This is a genomic window from Aquitalea sp. FJL05 (genome assembly GCF_003852595.1).
Taxonomy (GTDB): domain Bacteria; phylum Pseudomonadota; class Gammaproteobacteria; order Burkholderiales; family Chromobacteriaceae; genus Aquitalea; species Aquitalea aquatilis.
On the sequence record NZ_QAJS01000018.1, the window covers coordinates 204224 to 223387 of the forward strand.

General features: G+C 62.5%; 18 protein-coding genes. 12 read left to right on the forward strand and 6 right to left on the reverse strand.

Annotation, left to right across the window (positions count from 1 at the left end):
• The first annotated feature begins 109 nt into the window (after nt 1–109).
• Nucleotides 110–1696: a TerC family protein gene (locus tag DBR44_RS17510; RefSeq protein WP_124645280.1), complete on the forward strand. Its 1587-nt coding sequence runs from the start codon at nt 110–112 to the stop codon at nt 1694–1696.
• Nucleotides 1683–2021 (forward strand): GIY-YIG nuclease family protein, encoded by a 339-nt coding sequence (locus tag DBR44_RS17515; RefSeq protein WP_342773776.1) that lies wholly within the window; start codon nt 1683–1685, stop codon nt 2019–2021. The genes DBR44_RS17510 and DBR44_RS17515 overlap by 14 nt, the downstream gene beginning before the upstream one ends.
• Here DBR44_RS17515 and DBR44_RS17520 read toward each other — a convergent pair.
• On the reverse strand, nt 2015–2836 hold the full coding sequence (locus tag DBR44_RS17520; RefSeq protein WP_124645281.1) for an SAM-dependent methyltransferase: 822 nt from the start codon (nt 2834–2836) through the stop codon (nt 2015–2017). The genes DBR44_RS17515 and DBR44_RS17520 overlap by 7 nt on opposite strands.
• A 124-nt stretch (nt 2837–2960) precedes the next feature.
• Between DBR44_RS17520 and DBR44_RS17525 the strand changes: the two genes are divergently transcribed.
• The 3 genes from DBR44_RS17525 (at nt 2961) to DBR44_RS17535 (ending at nt 4872) form a co-directional block, all read left to right on the forward strand.
• Complete coding sequence (locus DBR44_RS17525) at nt 2961–3611, forward strand: MBL fold metallo-hydrolase (protein WP_124645376.1); 651 nt, start codon at nt 2961–2963, stop codon at nt 3609–3611.
• Nucleotides 3611–3946 (forward strand): MGMT family protein, encoded by a 336-nt coding sequence (locus DBR44_RS17530; protein ID WP_124645282.1) that lies wholly within the window; start codon nt 3611–3613, stop codon nt 3944–3946. The genes DBR44_RS17525 and DBR44_RS17530 overlap by 1 nt, the downstream gene beginning before the upstream one ends.
• Nucleotides 3947–4122: 176 nt before the next feature.
• Nucleotides 4123–4872 (forward strand): outer membrane protein OmpK, encoded by a 750-nt coding sequence (locus DBR44_RS17535; RefSeq protein WP_124645283.1) that lies wholly within the window; start codon nt 4123–4125, stop codon nt 4870–4872.
• An 80-nt stretch (nt 4873–4952) separates the two neighbouring features.
• Here DBR44_RS17535 and pgi read toward each other — a convergent pair whose 3' ends face one another.
• The 5 genes from pgi to zwf form a co-directional block, all read right to left on the reverse strand.
• Nucleotides 4953–6602 carry a glucose-6-phosphate isomerase gene (pgi, locus tag DBR44_RS17540; RefSeq protein WP_124645284.1) on the reverse strand — a complete coding sequence of 550 codons (1650 nt, stop codon included), beginning with the start codon at nt 6600–6602 and terminating at the stop codon, nt 4953–4955.
• 4 nt (nt 6603–6606) lie between these two features.
• Complete coding sequence (gene hexR, locus DBR44_RS17545) at nt 6607–7458, reverse strand: transcriptional regulator HexR (RefSeq protein ID WP_103523703.1); 852 nt, start codon at nt 7456–7458, stop codon at nt 6607–6609.
• A 3-nt stretch (nt 7459–7461) separates the two neighbouring features.
• Entirely contained in the window at nt 7462–8439 is a 978-nt protein-coding gene (locus tag DBR44_RS17550; RefSeq protein WP_124645285.1) for a glucokinase, read from the reverse strand.
• On the reverse strand, nt 8420–9097 hold the full coding sequence (gene pgl / locus DBR44_RS17555) for a 6-phosphogluconolactonase (protein WP_124645286.1): 678 nt from the start codon (nt 9095–9097) through the stop codon (nt 8420–8422). The genes DBR44_RS17550 and pgl overlap by 20 nt, the downstream gene beginning before the upstream one ends.
• A 152-nt stretch (nt 9098–9249) precedes the next feature.
• The gene (zwf, locus tag DBR44_RS17560) at nt 9250–10728 is read right to left on the reverse strand and encodes a glucose-6-phosphate dehydrogenase (protein ID WP_124645287.1); all 1479 of its coding nucleotides are present in this window, start codon (nt 10726–10728) and stop codon (nt 9250–9252) included.
• 249 nt (nt 10729–10977) lie between these two features.
• On the opposite strand from zwf, the gene edd reads away from it, so the two are divergent.
• The 7 genes from edd (at nt 10978) to DBR44_RS17595 (ending at nt 19162) form a co-directional block, all read left to right on the forward strand.
• Nucleotides 10978–12813: a phosphogluconate dehydratase gene (edd, locus tag DBR44_RS17565; protein WP_124645288.1), complete on the forward strand. Its 1836-nt coding sequence runs from the start codon at nt 10978–10980 to the stop codon at nt 12811–12813.
• Nucleotide 12814: 1 nt separating this feature from the next.
• A complete protein-coding gene (locus DBR44_RS17570) occupies nt 12815–13438 on the forward strand; it encodes a bifunctional 4-hydroxy-2-oxoglutarate aldolase/2-dehydro-3-deoxy-phosphogluconate aldolase (RefSeq protein ID WP_124645289.1) in 624 nt (207 codons plus the stop codon).
• 130 nt (nt 13439–13568) lie between these two features.
• On the forward strand, nt 13569–14264 hold the full coding sequence (locus DBR44_RS17575) for a response regulator transcription factor (RefSeq protein ID WP_124645290.1): 696 nt from the start codon (nt 13569–13571) through the stop codon (nt 14262–14264).
• A gap of 6 nt (nt 14265–14270) precedes the next feature.
• The gene (locus DBR44_RS17580; RefSeq protein WP_124645291.1) at nt 14271–15698 is read left to right on the forward strand and encodes a sensor histidine kinase; all 1428 of its coding nucleotides are present in this window, start codon (nt 14271–14273) and stop codon (nt 15696–15698) included.
• Nucleotides 15699–15957: 259 nt separating this feature from the next.
• Nucleotides 15958–17202: an ABC transporter substrate-binding protein gene (locus DBR44_RS17585; RefSeq protein WP_124645292.1), complete on the forward strand. Its 1245-nt coding sequence runs from the start codon at nt 15958–15960 to the stop codon at nt 17200–17202.
• Nucleotides 17203–17409: 207 nt separating this feature from the next.
• Nucleotides 17410–18312 (forward strand): carbohydrate ABC transporter permease, encoded by a 903-nt coding sequence (locus tag DBR44_RS17590; RefSeq protein ID WP_124645293.1) that lies wholly within the window; start codon nt 17410–17412, stop codon nt 18310–18312.
• A 46-nt stretch (nt 18313–18358) separates the two neighbouring features.
• Nucleotides 18359–19162 (forward strand): carbohydrate ABC transporter permease, encoded by an 804-nt coding sequence (locus DBR44_RS17595; protein ID WP_370449675.1) that lies wholly within the window; start codon nt 18359–18361, stop codon nt 19160–19162.
• Nucleotides 19163–19164: the final 2 nt, after the last annotated feature.

Genomic DNA, 19164 nt, shown 5'->3' on the forward strand with positions numbered 1-19164 from the left:
CCCCGGCCAGTCGCATGGCCGGGGCTTTGCTTTGCCCCCGGCGCGGACAAGAAAGCCGGGGTTTGTTATTGTGTGGACTGTTTCTTTTCAAGGATCGCGTTTTTACATCATGGATTTTTCATGGCTGTCTGACCCCTATGCCCTGCTAGGCCTCTTGACCCTGATCGTGCTGGAGGTCGTGCTCGGCGTCGACAACCTGATTTTCGTGGCCATCCTGGCCGAGAAACTCCCCCCCCACCAGCGTGACCGCGCACGGGTACTGGGCCTGTCACTGGCCCTGATCATGCGACTGTTCATGCTGGCCGGCATCAGCTGGCTGGTGAAGCTGACCGCACCGCTGTTTTCGGTACTGGGACAAAGCTTTTCCGGGCGCGACCTGATCATGCTGGGCGGCGGTCTTTTCCTGCTGTTCAAGGCCACCATGGAGCTGCACGAGCGGCTGGAAGGGGTGGAACACAGCGACGGCAACGGCCAGAAAGCCTACGCCGCCTTCGCCACCGTGGTGGTACAGATCCTGGTGCTGGACGCGGTGTTCTCCATCGACTCGGTGGTCACCGCCATTGGCATGTCCGAACACCTTGGCATCATGATGCTGGCGGTGGTCATCGCCATGAGCATGATGATCATGGCCAGCAAGCCGCTGACCCGTTTCGTCAACGCCCACCCCACGGTGGTGATGCTGTGCCTGGGCTTCTTGCTGATGATCGGCTTCAGCCTGATTGCCGACGGCTTCGGTTTCCATATCCCCAAGGGCTATCTGTACGCCGCCATCGGCTTCTCGGTACTGATCGAAGTATTCAACCAGGTGGCCAACGTCAACCACCAACGCTATCTGAACAGTCGCAATACCTTCCGCTCCCGTACTGCCGATACCGTGCTGCGCCTGCTGGGCAATGCGCCCTTGCAACATGGCAGCCATCACGAGCAGGAAAAGGAAGAAGGCCCGCGTGAAGAAGGGGAAGGCGCGTTTGCCCACAATGAGCGCGCCATGATCCACAGCGTGCTGACCCTGGCCGAGCGGCCGATACGGGTGATTGCCACCCCACGCTCGGACATCCACCGCCTGGACATCAGCCAGGATGCCGAACAGCAACGCAAGGTATTGCGCGACAGCCCCTACTCGCGCCTGCTGGTGGTCGGCGCCGGCCGTATCGACGAGCCGCTGGGCATCGTCGCCCGCAAAGACCTGCTGGCCCAGTTGCTGGATGGCCAGACGCTGGACGTGATGGCCGCGCTGCGTCAACCGCTGGTGCTGCCGGAAGGCATGACCGTGCTGAAAGCACTGGAAGCCTTCCGCCAGCAAGCTGCCGACATGGCCTTCGTGGTAAATGAATTTGGCAGCCTGGAAGGCATCGTCACCCAGAAAGACCTGATGGAAGCGATTGCCGGTGACTTCCCGGAAGAACACGAGCGCCACGAGCAGCCGGCTCTGGTACAGCATGAAGATGGCAGCCTCGACGTGGAAGGCAGCCTGGAACTGATGACGCTGGAGCAATACATCGAACTGGGCAATTACGAGGACGAGGATTTCCACACCGTGGCCGGCCTGCTGATGCATCGTCTGGAGCGCATTCCGCGCCTGGGCGACAGCATCCGCGAAGGCGGCTGGGAAATCAGCGTGACCGAGCAGAAGGGCAACCGCACCGAGCGCGTCAGCATCTGCCCGCTGCCGCGCCTGGAAGATGAGCAGCACTGAGGCCGACAACACCGCGCCGGCGGCGGCCTCCAGCTGGTATCTGTACATGCTGGAATGCCGTGACGGCGCGCTCTACACCGGCATCAGCACCGATGTGACGCGGCGCTATGCCGCCCACTGCGCCGGCAAAGGTGCACGCTATACCCGGCTCAACCCGCCGCAGCGCATCGTGCTGATCCACCCCTTTGCCGACAAATCACAGGCGCTGAAGGCCGAGCATGCCATCAAACGCCTGTCCGCCGCCGCCAAACGCCAGCTGGCGGCGCAAGGTGACCTGAACGCCTGGCTGGCAACTAGCCCCCGCCAGGCCTCAGACACTCAATAAACAAAGCGCTCGCGCAGGTCTTCCAGATTCAGCTCGTGCAGGATCGCTTCCTGCCGCTCGCGTGCGCTTTGCTTGCCCTTGCCGGTCTTCTTGGCAATGATCAGCTCGTTCTTCATCGAATGCTCCCAGCCCACCAGCTCGGTCACCGTCAGCTGGTAGCCACGCGCCTCCAGCTGCAGGCAGCGCAGCACATTGGTCAGCTGGCTGCCAAACTCGCGCGTGTGGATGGGGTGACGCCACAGCTCGGACAACGGCGTCTTGCCGAAGGTCTCGTTCTTTTTCTGGCGCAGCACAGCGGCCACCTCGGCCTGACAGCAGGGCACCAGCACGATGTATTTGGCGTCCTTGGCCAGCGCAAAGCGGATGGCATCATCGGTCGCGGTATTGCAGGCATGCAGCGCGGTGATGATATCGACCTGTGGCGGCAGTTCATCCGAGGTGATGGACTGCTCCACCGTCAGATTGAGAAAACCCATGCGCGCGAAGCCCAGCCGTGCCGCCAGCGCCTGCGAACTCTGCACCAGCTCGGGCCGGGTCTCGATGCCGAATACCTCGCCGACGGCCTTGTCCTTGAGAAACAGGTCATACAGGATAAAACCCAGATAGGACTTGCCAGCGCCGTGGTCGGCCAGCGTCACACTGCCTTTGCTATCCAGTACATCCTGCAGCAGCGGCTCGATGAACTGGTACAGGTGGTAAACCTGCTTGAGCTTGCGGCGGGTGTCCTGGTTGATCTTGCCGTCGCGGGTAAGGATGTGCAGTTCTTTGAGCAACTCCAGCGACTGCTGCGGTTTGATTTCGGGGATCAGGCTCATCTTGGCCTCCGGTAAAGCGGGAATGGCGCGATTTTACCAGTTTCACCGCCCCAGCCCCCGACAAGCTTGGCCGCTGGCGCGCACCATGCCACAATTTGCCATCCCCACTCCACCGAGCGCCGCCATGTCCCTGCAGTACCACCTGATTCCGGTTACCCCCTTTGCCCAGAACTGCAGCGTACTGTGGTGCAGTGTGACCCGCGAGGCCGCCATTGTTGATGCCGGTGGCGATATCAGCCGCATCCGCGCCTGGACCGAGCAGCAGGGGCTCACCGTCACCAAGCTGCTGCTGACCCATGGCCATATCGACCATGCAGGTGGTGCCGGCGAACTGGCGGCGCAATTGGGTGTGCAGATCGAAGGCCCGGAGCAAAGCGAAAGTTTCTGGCTGGACCAGCTGCCCAATCAGGGCCGCATGTTCGGCTTTCCTTCCAGCCCGGCGCTCACCCCGGAACGCTGGCTGAACGAAGGCGACACGGTCAGCATCGGCCAGGAAACACTACAAGTGATCCACTGCCCCGGTCACACTCCTGGCCATGTGGTGTTCTATAGCGCAGCCGCCAGCCTGCTGGTGGCGGGTGACGTGCTGTTTCAGGGCTCCATCGGCCGCACTGACTTCCCCATGGGCAATCACCAGCAACTGATCGATGCCATCCAGCAAAAGCTGTTTTTGCTGCCGGACGACACCGTGGTGATCCCCGGCCACGGCCCGCTGACGACTATCGGCGACGAAAAACGCCACAACCCCTTCGTAGCCGACGCCCGCTTCCGCTGATGTCTCCCGCCTTCGAGCACGCAGTGCTGCAGCTGGTCGGGCAGATTCCGCCTGGGCGAGTCAGCAGTTATGGCGTGCTGGCGCAACTGGCCGGTTTCCCACGCCATGCCCGCCATGTCGGCAAGCTGCTGGGACAGTTGCCCACAGGCCACGCCCTGCCCTGGTACCGGGTAGTCAGCAGCGCAGGCAGCATTTCCCGCCCCGGCACGGAACAGGCCGACTGGCAGCGCGTACTACTGGAACAGGAGGGCATCGAGTTCTCTGCCAGCGGTAAAATCAGCCTGTTTCGCTATGGCTGGCCAGCCGAATCCTATGCGCCGGGCGGCGCTGGCTGAGTGGTTCCTGCTGAATATTGTCTGACACGGCCGCATACTGTTTTCATAATGTTGCCGAAATGTTACGTCGCTTGAGCTGAAACTTTTCAATATGGAGTTTTATGCGCTACCCTGCGCGCCCCGTATGTCTGCATGCGTGGCAATCCATATAAAAAAAGTTCACTTAGGCGGAAAAAATGAAAGCTCGTAAACTGCTGCTGGCCCTGTCCTTGCTGGGAAGTGCAAGCCTGGCCCAGGCCGACAACTGGTCTTTTGCCAATGTCAGCGCCAACTATCTCGACTGGTCTGGCCGCACCACTGACCAAAGCGGCAAGAAAGACTTTGTCTACCTGGAGGCCGAAGGCGGCATGGGTGGCAGCTGGGGTGATGTGTATGGCTTCTTCGATCTGGAAAATCCGGGCAAGAGCGACCACGGCACCAACGGTTACGACCGTCGCTACACCACCAAGGCCATCGGCCGCTTCAACCTGACCCAGGTCGGCGACGTGCCGGTACAGCTGTATGCCCACATCTACGATACCCGCGGCAACGGCTTCTTCACCCAGAACCGCGTACTGGGTGTCAGCACCGAACTGAAGTACGGCAACCTGACCCTCAAGCCCTTCATCGGCGCCCATGACGAACTGGACGCTTTCAGCGTGGGTTCCGGCTTCAATGGCTGGATGGCCGGCTATGTGCTGCTCTATCCGTTTAGTGCTTTTGGCCAGTCCTTCCTGGTGACCCAATGGCATGAAACCGAATTTGCCCGCAAACAGGAATTCACCCCCAACTACAAGCACAATACCGGTGAAAACGGGGCCATCGCCCTGTGGTGGAATGTCAGCAAGCGCTTCACCACTGGCGTGCAGTACCGCTACGCCGACCAGAAACTGGGCTCCGGCGAATACCAGAACGCCGTGATCTACAGCGCCAAGTACAACTTCTGATCACCGAAGCGCTGCCATGCAAAACGCCTCCATCCGGAGGCGTTTTTCTTTGGCGGCTGCCCATGACTCAGGCAGCACGCTTACTTGCTCTTGTTGGCCTGACGGTACAGCTGGATCAGCCGGCGGGTAGAGCTGTCGTGCTCGGCCGCCTTCAGCTTGCCGGTCAGCTCGCCGTGAATGGTTTTCGCCAGTTGCTTGCCCAGCTCCACCCCCCACTGGTCAAAGCTGTTGATGCCCCAGATCACGCCCTGCACAAAAATCTTGTGCTCGTAAGCGGCAATCAGCGAACCGAGGTTGCGCGGATCAAGAAAGCTCATCAGCAGGGTATTGGTAGGACGGTTGCCGGCAAACACCTTGTGCGGTACCAGCGCCTCCAGCGCCGCACCCTGCATGCCCTGGGCCACCAGCTCGGCGCGGGCTTCGTCAGCGGTCTTGCCGCGCATGAAGGCCTCGGCCTGGGCGAACACATTGGCCAGCAGGATTTCATGATGCCCCGGCAGGCTGCCACGGCTTTCCAGCGAGGCAATCAGGTCGATCGGCGAAATATGCGTGCCCTGATGCAAGAGCTGGAAGAAAGCATGCTGGCCATTGATGCCGGTCTCCCCCCAGATGATGGGCGCGGTTTCGAAATTCACCGGGCTGCCATCGGTGCGGGTCTGCTTGCCGTTGGATTCCATGTCCAGCTGCTGGATAAAGGCCGGCAGGCGGTGCAGATACTGCTCGTAGGGGGCGATGACATGGCTGCCGCCGCCAAAGTAGTTGATGTACCAGATGCCGATCATGGCCAGCAGCACCGGCATGTTCTGTTCGAACGGCGCATTGCGGAAATGCTGGTCCATGATGTGCGCGCCGTTAAGCAGCTCGGTGAAGTTTTCCTCGCCCAGATACAACATGATGGGCAGACCGATGGCCGACCACAGGCTGTAGCGGCCGCCTACCCAGTCCCAGAATTCGAACATGTTTGACGGGTCGATGCCGAAGTCCGCCACCGCTTTCTGGTTGGTGGATACGGCAACAAAGTGCTTGGCCACGGCTTTTTCGTCACGCGCACGCTGCAGGAACCAGTCGCGTGCGGTCAGGGCATTGGTGAGGGTTTCCTGGGTGGTGAAGGTTTTCGATTCCACCACGAACAAGGTGGTCTCCGAATGGACCTTTTTCAGGGTTTCCTTCAGCTGGGCGCCGTCCACATTGGAGACGAAATGCATGTTCATGCGCGGATGGCCAAACGGCCGTAGCGCACTGCACACCATCAGCGGGCCCAGGTCCGAACCGCCAATGCCGATATTGACGATGTCGGTGATGGGCTGGTTGGTATAACCCAGCCACTCGCCGGAACGCACGGCGTGGGCAAACTTGCCCATGCGCTCCAGTACCGAGTTCACCTTGGGCATCACGTCTTCGCCATCGACGAAGATGGGCGAATTGGTGCGATTGCGCAGCGCCACGTGCAACACGGCACGGTTTTCCGTGGTGTTGATCTTCTCGCCCTTGAACATGGACTTGATGCGCTCCGGCAGGCCGGCTTCGCGTGCCAGCTGCATCAGGCCCTGCAGGGTTTCGTCGGTAATGCGGTTTTTGGAGTAATCCAGGAACAAGCCACCCACTTCCAGGCCGTAGCGTTCGGCCCGCTCCGGGTCGCTTTCGAACAGCTCGCGCATATGCAGTTGCTTGGCATCGGCAAAGTGGTCCCACAGTCTTTGCCAGGCGGGAAGTTGGGTCAGGTCGCTCATGATATCAATCCTCTTCTGTCCGTTCTGCCAGTCTTTTCGCTTTGAGACTGTGCTTGGTTTTTTCCAGCTGCCCGATCACGCCCGGACCACGCCGCAAGGCCACGCCCACGGCCAGCACATCGATCAGTACCAGGTGGATGATGCGGGAGATCATCGGGCTGTAGGTTTCATTGTCTTCCTGGGTGTCCGCCATCAGGGCGATGGTGGCAGCCCGTGCCAGGGGCGAGCCACTGGCGGTGATGGCCACCACGGTGGCACCAGATGCAGTGGCTTCTTCCACCGCGTCCAGCAGCTCACGCGAGCGGCCGGAGCTGGAAATGGCCACCAGCACGTCGTCGGCGTTCAGTACCGAAGCCGCCATCATCTGGATGTGGGTGTCGGCATAGGCCACGGTGGAAATGCCGAAGCGGAAGAATTTGTGCTGGGCATCGGCGGCGGTGATGCCGGAGTTGCCCAAGCCGTAAAATTCCACGCGCCGCGCGCGGGAGATGGCCTCGATGGCCGCCTCGATGGCCTGCGGATTGACGTCGTTGCGGCTTTTCAGCAAGGCGGTGACGGTATTGTCGAACACCTTGGCGACAATTTCCGAGGTCGGGTCTTCCGGGCGAACGCTGGAATGCACATAGGGCACGCCGGTCACCAGGCTGCCTGCCAGTTTCAGCTTGAAGTCGGGCAGACCCGAGCAGCCCATGGAACGGCAGAAACGGATCACCGTGGGCTGGCTGACACCGGCATTGCGGGCAATATCGGCCACCGCAGCCTGCATCATGGTATAGGGCTGTTCCAGCACCAGCTCGGCCACTTTGCGTTCGGCCGAGGACAGGGCTTCAAGCTGAGACTTGATTCTTTCCAGCATGGGTCAGTGCTCCAGGTGCGCCGCCAGCGCTGCCGACGCGCCGATGAGCGCAGGGTAGCGGCTATCGATGACAAATACCGGAATCGCCGCCAGATAAGCGGAGAAGCGGCCCTTGTCTTCGAAGCGCGGGCGGAATGGCGACGTTTTGAAGTAGTCGATCAAACGTGGAACGATACCACCGCCAAGGTATACCCCGCCACGTGCGCCTAGCGTCAGCGCCAGATTGGCCGCAGCCGTACCCAGCATGGCGCAGAAGGCATCCAGCGTTTCGCGGCAGCGCGGACAGGCACCCGAGAGGCCACGGGTGGTGATGTCGGCGGCGGACAAATCCTGCTCGGGCTCGCCGGCCAGTGCCGCCAGTGCGTGATAGATCAGCACCAGTCCCGGACCGGACAGCAGGCGCTCGGCCGACACATGGCCGTGCCGTTCGCGGGCATAGTGCCAGATGGCGGCTTCGCGCTCGTCAAACGGAGCAAAGCTGACATGGCCCCCTTCGCCGGCCAGCGGGCTATAGCCGCCGGGGTAAGGCAGCAGGGCAGATACACCCAGACCGGTGCCGGGGCCGATCAGCGCCAGCGGGCTGCCGGCCACCGCTTCGCCGCCCCCCACCTGCACCAGCTCATTGCGTGGCAGATGCGGTAGCGACAAGGCCAGCGCGGTGAAATCGTTGATGACGATGAGCGAAGTCAGCCCCAGCGCCAGCCGGGTGGCTTCGATGGAAAAGGCCCAGTGGTGATTGGTCATCTGCACCCAGTCACCGGTGACCGGGTTGGCAATGCCAATGGCCGCATGGGCTACGGCGCGGGTGCCGACGCGCGCCAGATAGCTGCGCATGGCGGTTTCCAGCGTGGGGAAATCGGCACAGGGCAGCACCTCGACATCCTCCAGCACCGCCGGAGCGGTTTCCAGCGCAAAGCGGGCATTGGTGCCACCGATGTCGGCCACCAGCCGTGGCCAGGTATTAGGCAGTCCAGTAGACATCGATGGGGCACTCCGTTTGCAACAGGAAATGGCTGATGGGCAGGCTGTCGTTGATACCCTGCACCGCCTGATCGAACACCTTGCGCTTGCCCGCACCCTGGATGGCCAGGATCAGCTGGTCGCAAGCCAGCAAGGCCGCCTTGCTCATGGTCACGCGCAGGTGCGGCGCAGTCAGCGGCTGCACGGTCAGCAGCGGCAGGCTGCGCGCCATGTCCAGCCCGTCGGCCAGCGCAGCAGCCCCTGGGAAGAGCGAGGCGGTGTGACCGTCCTCGCCCATGCCCAGCACCGCTATGGTGGGGCGCAGATAGGCCTTGTTGGCAGTAGCCAATTCGGCAGCAGCATCGACAGCCTCGCCCACCAGCGGCAGAAAACGCGCAGCAGCGGCGGCATCCTGCAGCAGATGTTCGCGCACCAGCGCGGCATTGCTGTCCGGGTGATCGGCCGGCACGAAGCGCTCGTCCACCAGGGTGATCACCACGCGGGACCAGTCCAGTGACTGAGTGCGCAGCGCATGGAAAAACGGCACCGGCGACTTGCCGCCGGATACCGCCAGCACGGCCTGACCATCGCGTTCCAGCGCATGGGCCAGACCTTGGGCCACGGTGGCGGCCAGCGCGACGGAACAGTCCGCCGCCTCGGAAAATTCATACCACTTCATCAATGCCATCCTCACGTTGCACCCGGCCCCGGGCAGGCCACGACACCGGGTGAATGCCGCTCTTGCTGGCCGGCTTGTTATTGCTGTGTTGTGCTGCCCGCGATTGCAGGTGCAGGAGAGGGCGGGCAGCTAGCCGCCCGCCATGCCATCTATCAGCTCTCTTCGTGCCAGCTGATGCCGTCACGGCTCAGCAGCGCGCTGGAAGCGGCCGGGCCCCAGGTGCCGGCGGTGTACTGCTTGGGTGGGGTGTTGCTGCTGTTCTGCCAGCATTCCATGATGGGCATCACCCAGCGCCAGGCTTCCACCAGTTCGTCCCGACGCATGAACAAAGCCAGCTTGCCGCGGATCACATCCAGCAGCAGGCGCTCGTAGGCATCGGCACGGCGTACCTTGAAAGCCTTGTAGAAGTCCAGATCCAGGAAGGCCGGCTGCAGACGCATGGTGTCGCCCGGCTCCTTGGCCAGGAAGTACAGACGGATGCTTTCTTCCGGCTGCAGCTGGATCACCAGCCGGTTGGCGGTGTGGCTGCCGCTGAGCGGGCCGGAGAACAGCTGGTGCGGCACATCGCGGAAATTGATGACAATCTCGGCCAGGCGGTCCTGCATGCGCTTGCCGGTACGCAGGAAGAAGGGCACGCCGGCCCAGCGCCAGTTGTCGATTTCCGCCTTGATGGCGACAAAGGTTTCGGTATTGCTGTCCGCCGGGATGCCCAGCTCCTGCAGATAGCCCACCACCGGTTGCCCGGCCACGGCGCCGGCCTTGTACTGGCCGCGCACCGTCTTGTTGGACACATCCTGTTCGCTGAACGGGCGCAATGCCTTGAGCACCTTGAGCTTTTCATCGCGCACGGCATCGGCTTCCATGCTGGCCGGCGGCTCCATCGCCACGATGCACAGCAGTTGCAGCAGATGGTTCTGCACCATGTCGCGCAGCGCGCCGGTGCCGTCGTAGAAGTCGCCACGCGTGCCCACGCCGAGGTCTTCGGCAATGGTGATCTGCACGTCGTGAATCCACTCGCGCCGCCACAGCGGTTCGAACAGCGCATTGGCAAAGCGGATGGCCATCAGGTTCTGCACCGACTCCTTGCCCAGGTAGTGGTCGATACGATAGAGCTGTTCTTCCTTGAAGAAGTGCGCCACATCGTCATTGATGGCATTGGACGAATCCAGATCGATGCCCAGCGGCTTTTCCAGTACCACGCGCACATTGGGTCGATTCAGGCCGACAGCTGCCAGGTTTTCGCAAATGCCGGCAAACAGATTGGGCGCGGTGGCCAGATAACAGACCACCACCCGCTCCGGGTGCTGCCCTACTGCTTCGGCCAGGGCCGGATAGTGGGCGGCGTTGCCGGCATCCACCTGCAGATAGTCGATACGGCTGCAGAAAGAAGCCCAGGCCGCCGCATCGAAGTGTTCCTTGATATGCTGGCGCGCGCTCTTTTCCACCTGGGCCAGGTAGTCGTCGCGGCTCATCGCCTTGCGACCCAGTGCCAGCAGGCGGCCTTGCTCGTTGAGCAGGCTGGCGGCATGCGCCTGGTAGAGGGAGGGCAACAGCTTGCGCATGACCAGGTCGCCGGTGCCACCGAACAGCACCATATCGAAAGCGGGGGTAGGCGTGCTACGGTTATCCATAGTGATCTTCCGTCTCGTGCATTTGCAATGTAGTTATATTACCACCCGATTTTGGCATGTCCATGTGATTTGCCGGGGTAATACGCAGAAAGCAACACCTGCCATTTCATGGAAAATTTGGCAGAAACCTTTACCAGAAAGCCTCTAAAGCCCATTCGGCCGAATAAGCCGGTAATTGGGCCAGGCTGTTTTCTTGCAATTTAAGTGTAGTAAAACTACCATTTACCCACATTCATCACGGGAATTGCCATGGCCCTGCACCCGGTACTGCATACTGTTACCCAGCGCATCATAGATCGCAGCCGCGAGCGTCGCGCGGCCTATCTGAATCATCTGGCTGCTGCCGCCCAGCAGGGCAAGGTAGAACGCGCCCAACTGTCCTGCACCAATCAGGCCCACGCCTTTGCGGCCATGCCGGACAATATCAAGATCCACCTCAAGGAAGCACACCGCCCCAATCTGGCCATCGTTTCCGCCTATAACGACATGCTGTCCGCCCACCAGCCGCTGGAAGCCTACCCGGCCTGGATCAAGGAAGAAGCCCTCAAGGCCGGTGCCACTGCCCAGTTTGCCGGCGGCGTACCCGCCATGTGCGACGGCGTGACCCAGGGCCAGCCCGGCATGGAGCTGTCGCTGTTCTCGCGCGACGTCATCGCCATGAGCACGGCCGTGGCGCTGTCGCACCAGATGTTCGATGCCAGCCTGTATCTGGGCGTGTGCGACAAGATCGTGCCCGGCCTGCTGATTGGCGCGCTGACTTTTGGCCATCTGCCGGCGGTGTTTGTTCCGGCCGGCCCGATGACCACCGGCATTGCCAACGATGAAAAGGCGAAGGTGCGCCAGTTGTTTGCAGAAGGCAAGGTGGGAAGGGATGCGCTGCTGGAATCCGAGTGCCAGTCCTACCACGGCCCCGGCACCTGTACCTTTTACGGCACGGCCAACTCCAACCAGATGATGATGGAAATCATGGGCCTGCACCTGCCGGGTACCGCCTTCGTCAATCCGGGTACACCGCTGCGCGAGGCACTGACCCGCGCAGCCGCCCGTCAGGCCGCGCACATCGCCGCCCAGGGTGAGCATTTCACTCCGGTGGGCCGCATGATCGATGAGAAATCCATCGTCAACGCCATCATCGGCCTGCTGGCCACCGGTGGCTCCACCAACCACACCCTGCATCTGGTCGCCATTGCCCGCGCCGCCGGCATCGATATCAACTGGGATGATTTCGACGAACTGTCGGCCATCATCCCGTCGCTGACCCGCGTCTACCCCAATGGCAAGGCCGACGTAAACCACTTCCATGCCGCTGGCGGCATGGGCTTTGTCATCCGCGAACTGCTGGCCGCCGGCCTGCTGCACGAAGACGTGGATACCATCGTCGGCCGTGGCCTGTCGGCCTACGCCAACGAGCCGTGGCTGGACAATGGCCAGCTGAAATGGCGTCCGGCCCCGGCAGTCAGTGGCGACGACAACGTACTGCGCCCGGCCGCCGACCCCTTTACCGCCGATGGCGGCCTGCGCGTGGTGTCCGGCAACCTGGGCCGCGCCGTGATCAAGGTTTCGGCGGTCAAGCCGGAACACCGCGTGGTGGAAGCCCCGGCCGTGGTATTCCACGACCAGAACGAACTCTTGGCCGCCTTCAAGCGTGGCGAACTGGAACGCGACTTCATCGCGGTCATCCGCTTCCAGGGCCCGCGCGCCAACGGCATGCCGGAGCTGCACAAGCTGACCCCGGCGCTGTCCATCCTGCAGGAACGCGGCTTTGCCGTGGCCCTGGTCACCGATGGCCGCATGTCCGGCGCATCGGGCAAGGTGCCGGCTGCCATCCACGTCTCGCCGGAGGCGGTAATGGGCGGTAGTATCGGCAAGGTTCGCGATGGCGACATCGTGAAACTGGATGCCAATGCCGGCACGCTGGAAGTGAAAGTGCCGGCCGAAGAATGGGCGGCGCGCGAGCAGATCAGTGTCGATCTGCAACACAATCAATTTGGCGTCGGGCGTGAATTGTTCGCGGTATTCCGCGAATCCGCCGATGCCGCGGAAGCTGGTGCCATGAGCTTCCATCACCCGCTGTGGAGAAACTGATATGGACGCTTTGACCCTGTTGCGTCAGGGACCGGTTGTGCCGGTCATCGTGGTAAATGACGCCGCTGTTGCGGTAGACCTGGCGCGTGCGCTGGTGGATGGCGGCATTCGCGTGCTGGAAGTCACCCTGCGCACCAAGGCGGCGCTGGCCGCCATGCGCCGCATGCGCGACGAAGTATCCGGAGCCATCGTCGGTGCCGGCACGCTGCGCAACCGCGCCCAGCTGGAAGCCGCACTGGATGCCGGCGCCCAGTTTGGCGTCAGCCCCGGCCTGACCCCGGAGCTGGCCTCGGCCGCCCGCAATGCCAACCTGACCCTGCTGCCCGGCGTGGCCACCGCCTCCGAAGCCATGCGCGCCCAGGACGAAGGCTTTGACATCCTCAAGCTGTTCCCGGCCGAAGCCGTGGGCGGCATCAAGCTGCTCAAGTCGCTGGCCGGCCCGCTGCCCGACCTGCGCTTCTGCCCTACTGGCGGCATTGATCTGGTCAAGGCCAAGGAATACCTGGCCCTGCAAAACGTACTGGCCGTCGGCGGTAGCTGGCTGACCCCGGAAGACGCCATCGCCAACCGCGACTGGGCGCGCATCACCGAGCTGGCCAAGCAGGCCAGCGCGCTGGCGCAGTAAACCCCGCCTGCAGTCCTGCCCCGAAGCCCGCCCTGTGCGGGCTTTTTGCTGCAATGCACATCGCGCCGCGATGGCCGAAGCCACCAAATCTGCACTACCATCAGGCCTTCACCTGCCGCCTGTCGCTCCTATGAAACTGTTCCTGGCCGAAGACGATGCCGTACTGGCCGATGCCCTGCTTACCCGCCTGACCCAGCTGGGCTTCGAGGTCTGTCATCGCCGCGATGGCCTGACTGCCCAGCAGGTGCTGCTGAGTGAAGCGTTCGATGCTGTCATTCTCGACATCGGCCTGCCCGGACAGGACGGGCTCAAGGTGCTGCGCCATGTGCGCGTACACCAGCCGGCACTGCCCATTTTGCTGCTGACCGCACTGGACAGCATGGAAGACCGCGTGGCCGGGCTGGATGCCGGGGCCGACGACTATCTGGTCAAACCCTTCGATTTCCCCGAGCTGGAAGCACGCATCCGCGCCCTGCTGCGCCGCCAGCGCGCCAGCGATACCGTGCGTGACGAACTGCAACGGGAAGAACTGCACTTCGGCCCGCTACGGCTGGACCGCAGCGCCCAGCGCGCATGGAGCGGCGCGCAACCGCTGGATCTGTCGGCACGCGAACTGGAGCTGCTGTTCATCCTGATGAGCCAGGCGGAAAAAGTCCTGAGCAAGGAGCAAATCTCCGCCGCCCTGTCCGGCGAAGGGGAAGAAATCGGCAGCAATGCGGTGGAAGTCTATGTGCACCGGCTGCGCAAGAAACTGGATGGCAGCGGTGCCGGCATCCGTGCGGTGCGCGGGCTGGGCTATCTGCTGACGCTGGCCGAAGACAGCTAGGCCACCATGCCGCGTCCGCGCCAACTTTCCCTGCGCCGCCAGCTGCTGATCTGGCTGCTGCTGCCGCAGCTGGTGCTGTGGCTGGCCGCCGCCATGCTGGCGCATGCCATGGCGGTGCGCTATGCCAACGAGGTGATCGACCAGACGCTGGCACAGACTTCGCGCGCACTGGCGCGGCAGGTCAAACCCTTCGGCAATGGTTTCTATGTCGACTTCCCGCGCGCTGCCCGCGAAATCCTCGAAGAAGACCCGACCGACCGCGTCTATTACATGGTCAGCTCGCCACCGGCAGCCTTTTTGCTGGGCGAACCGGCCATGCCGCGCCCACCGGCCACGCTGGCAGCCCGCGCCGGGGCCAGCTATTTCTATAACGCCAGCATGAAAGGCCAGGATGTGCGGGTGGCTGCGCTCTATCTCTTGGCCGGCACGGTGGAACAGCCGCAGCTGATGCTGGTACAGGTAGCCAAAAGCCGGGCGCTCAGCGCCGAACTGACCCGCAAGATCCTGCTGGACATGGGCCTGCCCCTGCTGGGGCTGATGTTGCTGACCAGCCTCTTGGTCTGGGCTGGCATCAGCCGTGGCCTGTCGCCGCTGCGCCGTCTGCGCCGGGTGGTGGAAAACCGTTCGCCACGCGACATGGCCCCCATCGAAGTCAACAATGCCCCGGCCGAAGTACGCGCCCTCACCGCCGCCATCAATAGCCTGCTGGAAGAGGTCAACCGCCAGGTGGAGCAGCAACGGCGCTTTATCGGCGATGCCGCCCATCAGCTGCGCACGCCGCTGGCCGGGCTGAAATCGCAGAGCGAACTGGTCAAGGCCGAACTGCTGGGCAGCACACCGGACATCCCGCGTGCCTGCCGCCAGCTGGAGCAGGTGGAAACCAGCGTGGCGCGCTCCATTCATCTGGTCAACCAGCTGCTGGCGCTGGCGCGGGCCGAGCCGGAAGCCGGCCTGCAACTGAAGCAGCTCGACCTGAAGCAGCTGTGTCGCGAAGTCACCGCCGAGGCCGTGCCGCGTGCGCTGGCGCGCAAGCTGGACCTGGGGCTGGACAGCGGCGACGACAGCCTGCAGGTGCTGGGCCACGCCGGCCTGCTGCGCGAACTGCTGGCCAACCTGCTGGACAATGCCATCCAGTACACCCCGCCCGGCGGCGAAATCACCGTGACACTGCGCCTACTCGGCCAGCACGTGCAGTTGCAGGTATGCGATACCGGCCCCGGCATCGCCCCGGCCGAACGCGACAAGGTGTTCCAGCGGTTTTACCGGGTCAACAGTCTGGCTGGCGGCAAGGGCTGCGGCCTCGGGCTAGCCATCGTGCAGGAGATCGCCCGCCGCCATCACACCCGGGTGGAACTAAGCGACAACACCCCGCACGGACTGTGTGCCAGCCTGCTGTTCCAGCGGGAAAATCCCTCCGGGCAAGCCGGCCCGTAGTGTAGTTGACACACTACGGCGCACCATTTTGCTGCAAAGCAGCACCAGCGCAGTGCCTTATGTTTATTGAATTATCTCCAATGTCATGCTGCGGCGCATTCAGGCTTTGTCATTTTCTTACAGCATTTCGCTCCAAACCTTACACAAAACTTACAATCTGCCGCTATAGTTCTTGCACATCCGGCCCCGGTCCTGACCGCGCGCCGCCGGATGCACCATAAAAAACCTAAATGCAACGCTACAAGATGGAGACAAGAGAATGAAACGCAAACAGCTGAGCGCAGCACTGCTGGCCGCCACCCTGCTGCCGGCCACGGTATTTGCCGGCGAAGTGGAAGTGCTGCACTGGTGGACCTCGGGCGGCGAAGCCAAGTCCGTGGCCGAACTGAAAAAAATGATGACCGCCAAGGGCGATAACTGGAAAGACTTCGCCGTGGCTGGCGGCGGTGGCGACAATGCCATGACCGCGTTGAAAACCCGCGTGGTATCCGGCAACCCGCCGACAGCCGCCCAGATCAAGGGCCCGGCCATCCAGGAATGGGGTGCCGAAGGTGTGCTGGCCAATATCGATGCGGTGGCCAAGGCTGAAGGCTGGGACAAGCAGCTGCCGCCGGTAGTCAGCCAGGTGATGAAATACAAGGGCCAGTACGTGGCCGCTCCGGTCAACGTGCACCGCGTGAACTGGCTGTGGGTGAACCCGGAAGCCTTCAAGAAGGCCGGTGCCAAGGTGCCGGCCAGCTGGCCGGAATTCTTTGATGCCGCAGAAAAACTGAAAAAAGCCGGCATCCAGCCGATTGCCCATGGCGGCCAGCCGTGGCAAGACGCCACCCTGTTCGAATCGGTGGCACTGGGCGTAGGTGGCCCGGCCTACTACAAGAAGGCTTTCGTGCAGCTGGACCAGGCCACGCTGGCCGGCCCCACCACCCTGAAGGTGTTTGAAACCCTGCAAAAAGTGAAGGGCTATATCGACAAGGGCGCCGCAGGCCGTGACTGGAACCTGGCCACCGCCATGGTGATCAATGGCAAGGCCGGCATGCAATTCATGGGCGACTGGGCCAAGGGTGAATTCACCGCCGCCGGCAAGAAGCCGGGCAAGGACTTCCTCTGTGTTGCCGCACCGGGTACCGCCGGCAGCTTCACCTTCAACATCGACAGCCTGGCCATGTTCAAGCAGAAGGACGCCGCCGCGCAGAAGGCTCAGGCTGATCTGGCCGAAACCGTGATGAGCAAGAACTTCCAGGAAGTGTTCAACCTGAACAAGGGTTCGATTCCGGCCCGTCTGGACACGCCGATGGACAAGTTTGACGACTGCGCCAAGAAGTCCAAGGCTGACCTGACCGCTGCCTCCAAGAGCGGCGGCCTGGTGCCCAGCTTCGCCCACAAGATGGCCATGCCGTCTGCCACCGAAGGCGCAATGGACGACGTGATTTCGCAGTTCATGAACTCGTCGATGAGCCCGAAAACCGCTACCGAGCGTCTGGCCAAGGCCGGCAAGGTGCATTAAGCGAGCAGCAAGCTTGCCCCGGGCCAGCCGGCCCGGGTGCGCAATGCCGTGGACAGCCCTGACGCGCCATGCGGCCTGCGGCTGTCTGTCTAACTCCTAGCAAAGCAAGCCATACCGTCTGACCATCCGTCCTGCCTCCCCGCCAGGACAGATCGACGCTGCGCGTCCCGCGCGGCATCGCCTCAGCGGCATGGCGAGGATTGATTCATGTCCACACCCCAATCACAAGCCAGTCTGTCGGCGCTGGCAGACCGCTGGCTGCCCAAGCTGGTGCTGTCGCCCACCTTGCTGATCAGCCTGGTGTTCGTCTACGGCTTCATCGCCTGGACCGGCTGGCTGTCGCTGACCGAATCGCGGCTGCTGCCGCAGATGGATTTCGCCGGCCTGATCCAGTATCAGGCACTGTTCGAGAATGACCGCTGGTGGACTGCCGTGGCCAATCTGGGCATTTTCGGCGGCCTGTTCATCGGCTGCACGCTGGCCGTCGGCCTGTTCCTCGCCGTGCTGCTGGATCAGAAAATCCGCAGCGAAGGCACGCTGCGCACCATCTATCTGTACCCGATGGCCTTGTCCTTCATCGTCACTGGTACCGCCTGGAAATGGATGCTGAATCCGGACATGGGCCTGCAAAAAGTCATCAACGACTGGGGCTTTCCCGACTTCACCTTCGACTGGCTGGTGGACCCGGACAAGGCCATCTACACCGTGGTGATTGCCGGGGTGTGGCAGTCGTCCGGTTTCGTGATGGCGCTGTTCCTGGCAGGCCTGCGCGGCATCGACGACTCCATCATCAAGGCCGCCCAGGTGGATGGCGCCAGCCTGCCGGTGATCTACTGGCGCATCATCATCCCCAGCCTGCGCCCGGTGTTTTTCAGCGTGCTGCTGATCCTGTCGCACATCGCCATCAAGAGCTTCGACCTGGTGATGGCGCTGACCGGCGGCGGCCCCGGCACCGCATCGGACGTGCCGGCCATCTTCATGTACCAGTTTGCCTTTACCCGTGGCCAGCTGGGCCTGGGGGCCGCCTCGGCCATGATGATGCTGATGACCATCGTCGCCGTGCTGGTGCCGCTGATGTATATGGAAACAAGGAGCGCCAAACGTGGCTAAACACCTCACCCCCGGCCGCATCGTGCTGTATGCCGCACTGGTGCTGATGGCCATCTATTACCTGCTGCCACTGTACGTGATGCTGTCCACCTCGGTGAAAACCCTGGACGACATCCGGAGCGGCAACCTGATCGCCCTGCCGCAATCCATCACGCTGGATGCCTGGAGTAAGGCCTGGTCCAGCGCCTGCACCGGCGTGGAGTGCGGCGGCATGAAGGGCTTTTTCTGGAATTCGGAGAAGATGGCGGTGCCCTCGGTGCTGATTTCCACCCTGATCGGCGCGGTCAACGGCTATGTGGTGTCGATGTGGCGCTTCCGTGGCTCGGACGTGCTGTTCACCCTACTGCTGGTCGGCTGCTTCATCCCCTTCCAGGTGGTACTGCTGCCGATGGCGCGCCTGCTGGGCGAGCTGGGCATTGCCAATACCACCAGCGGGCTGATCCTGGTACACGTGATTTACGGCCTGGCCTTTACCACGCTGTTCTTCCGCAACTTCTTCGTCACCATCCCGGATGAGCTGGTAAAGGCCGCGCGCATCGACGGTGCCGGGTTCTGGACGATTTTCCTGCGCATCCTGCTGCCCATTTCCGGCCCCATCTTCATGGTGTGCGTGATCTGGCAGTTCACCCAGATCTGGAACGACTTCCTGTTCGGCGTGGTGTTTGCCTCTGGCGAATCGCAGCCCATCACCGTGGCGCTGAACAATCTGGTGAATACCTCTACCGGGGTGAAGGAATACAACGTGGACATGGCTGCCGCCATCATCGCCGCGTTGCCCACCCTGTTCGTTTACATGGTTGCCGGCCGCTATTTCGTGCGTGGCCTGACAGCCGGTGCTGTGAAAGGTTGAAC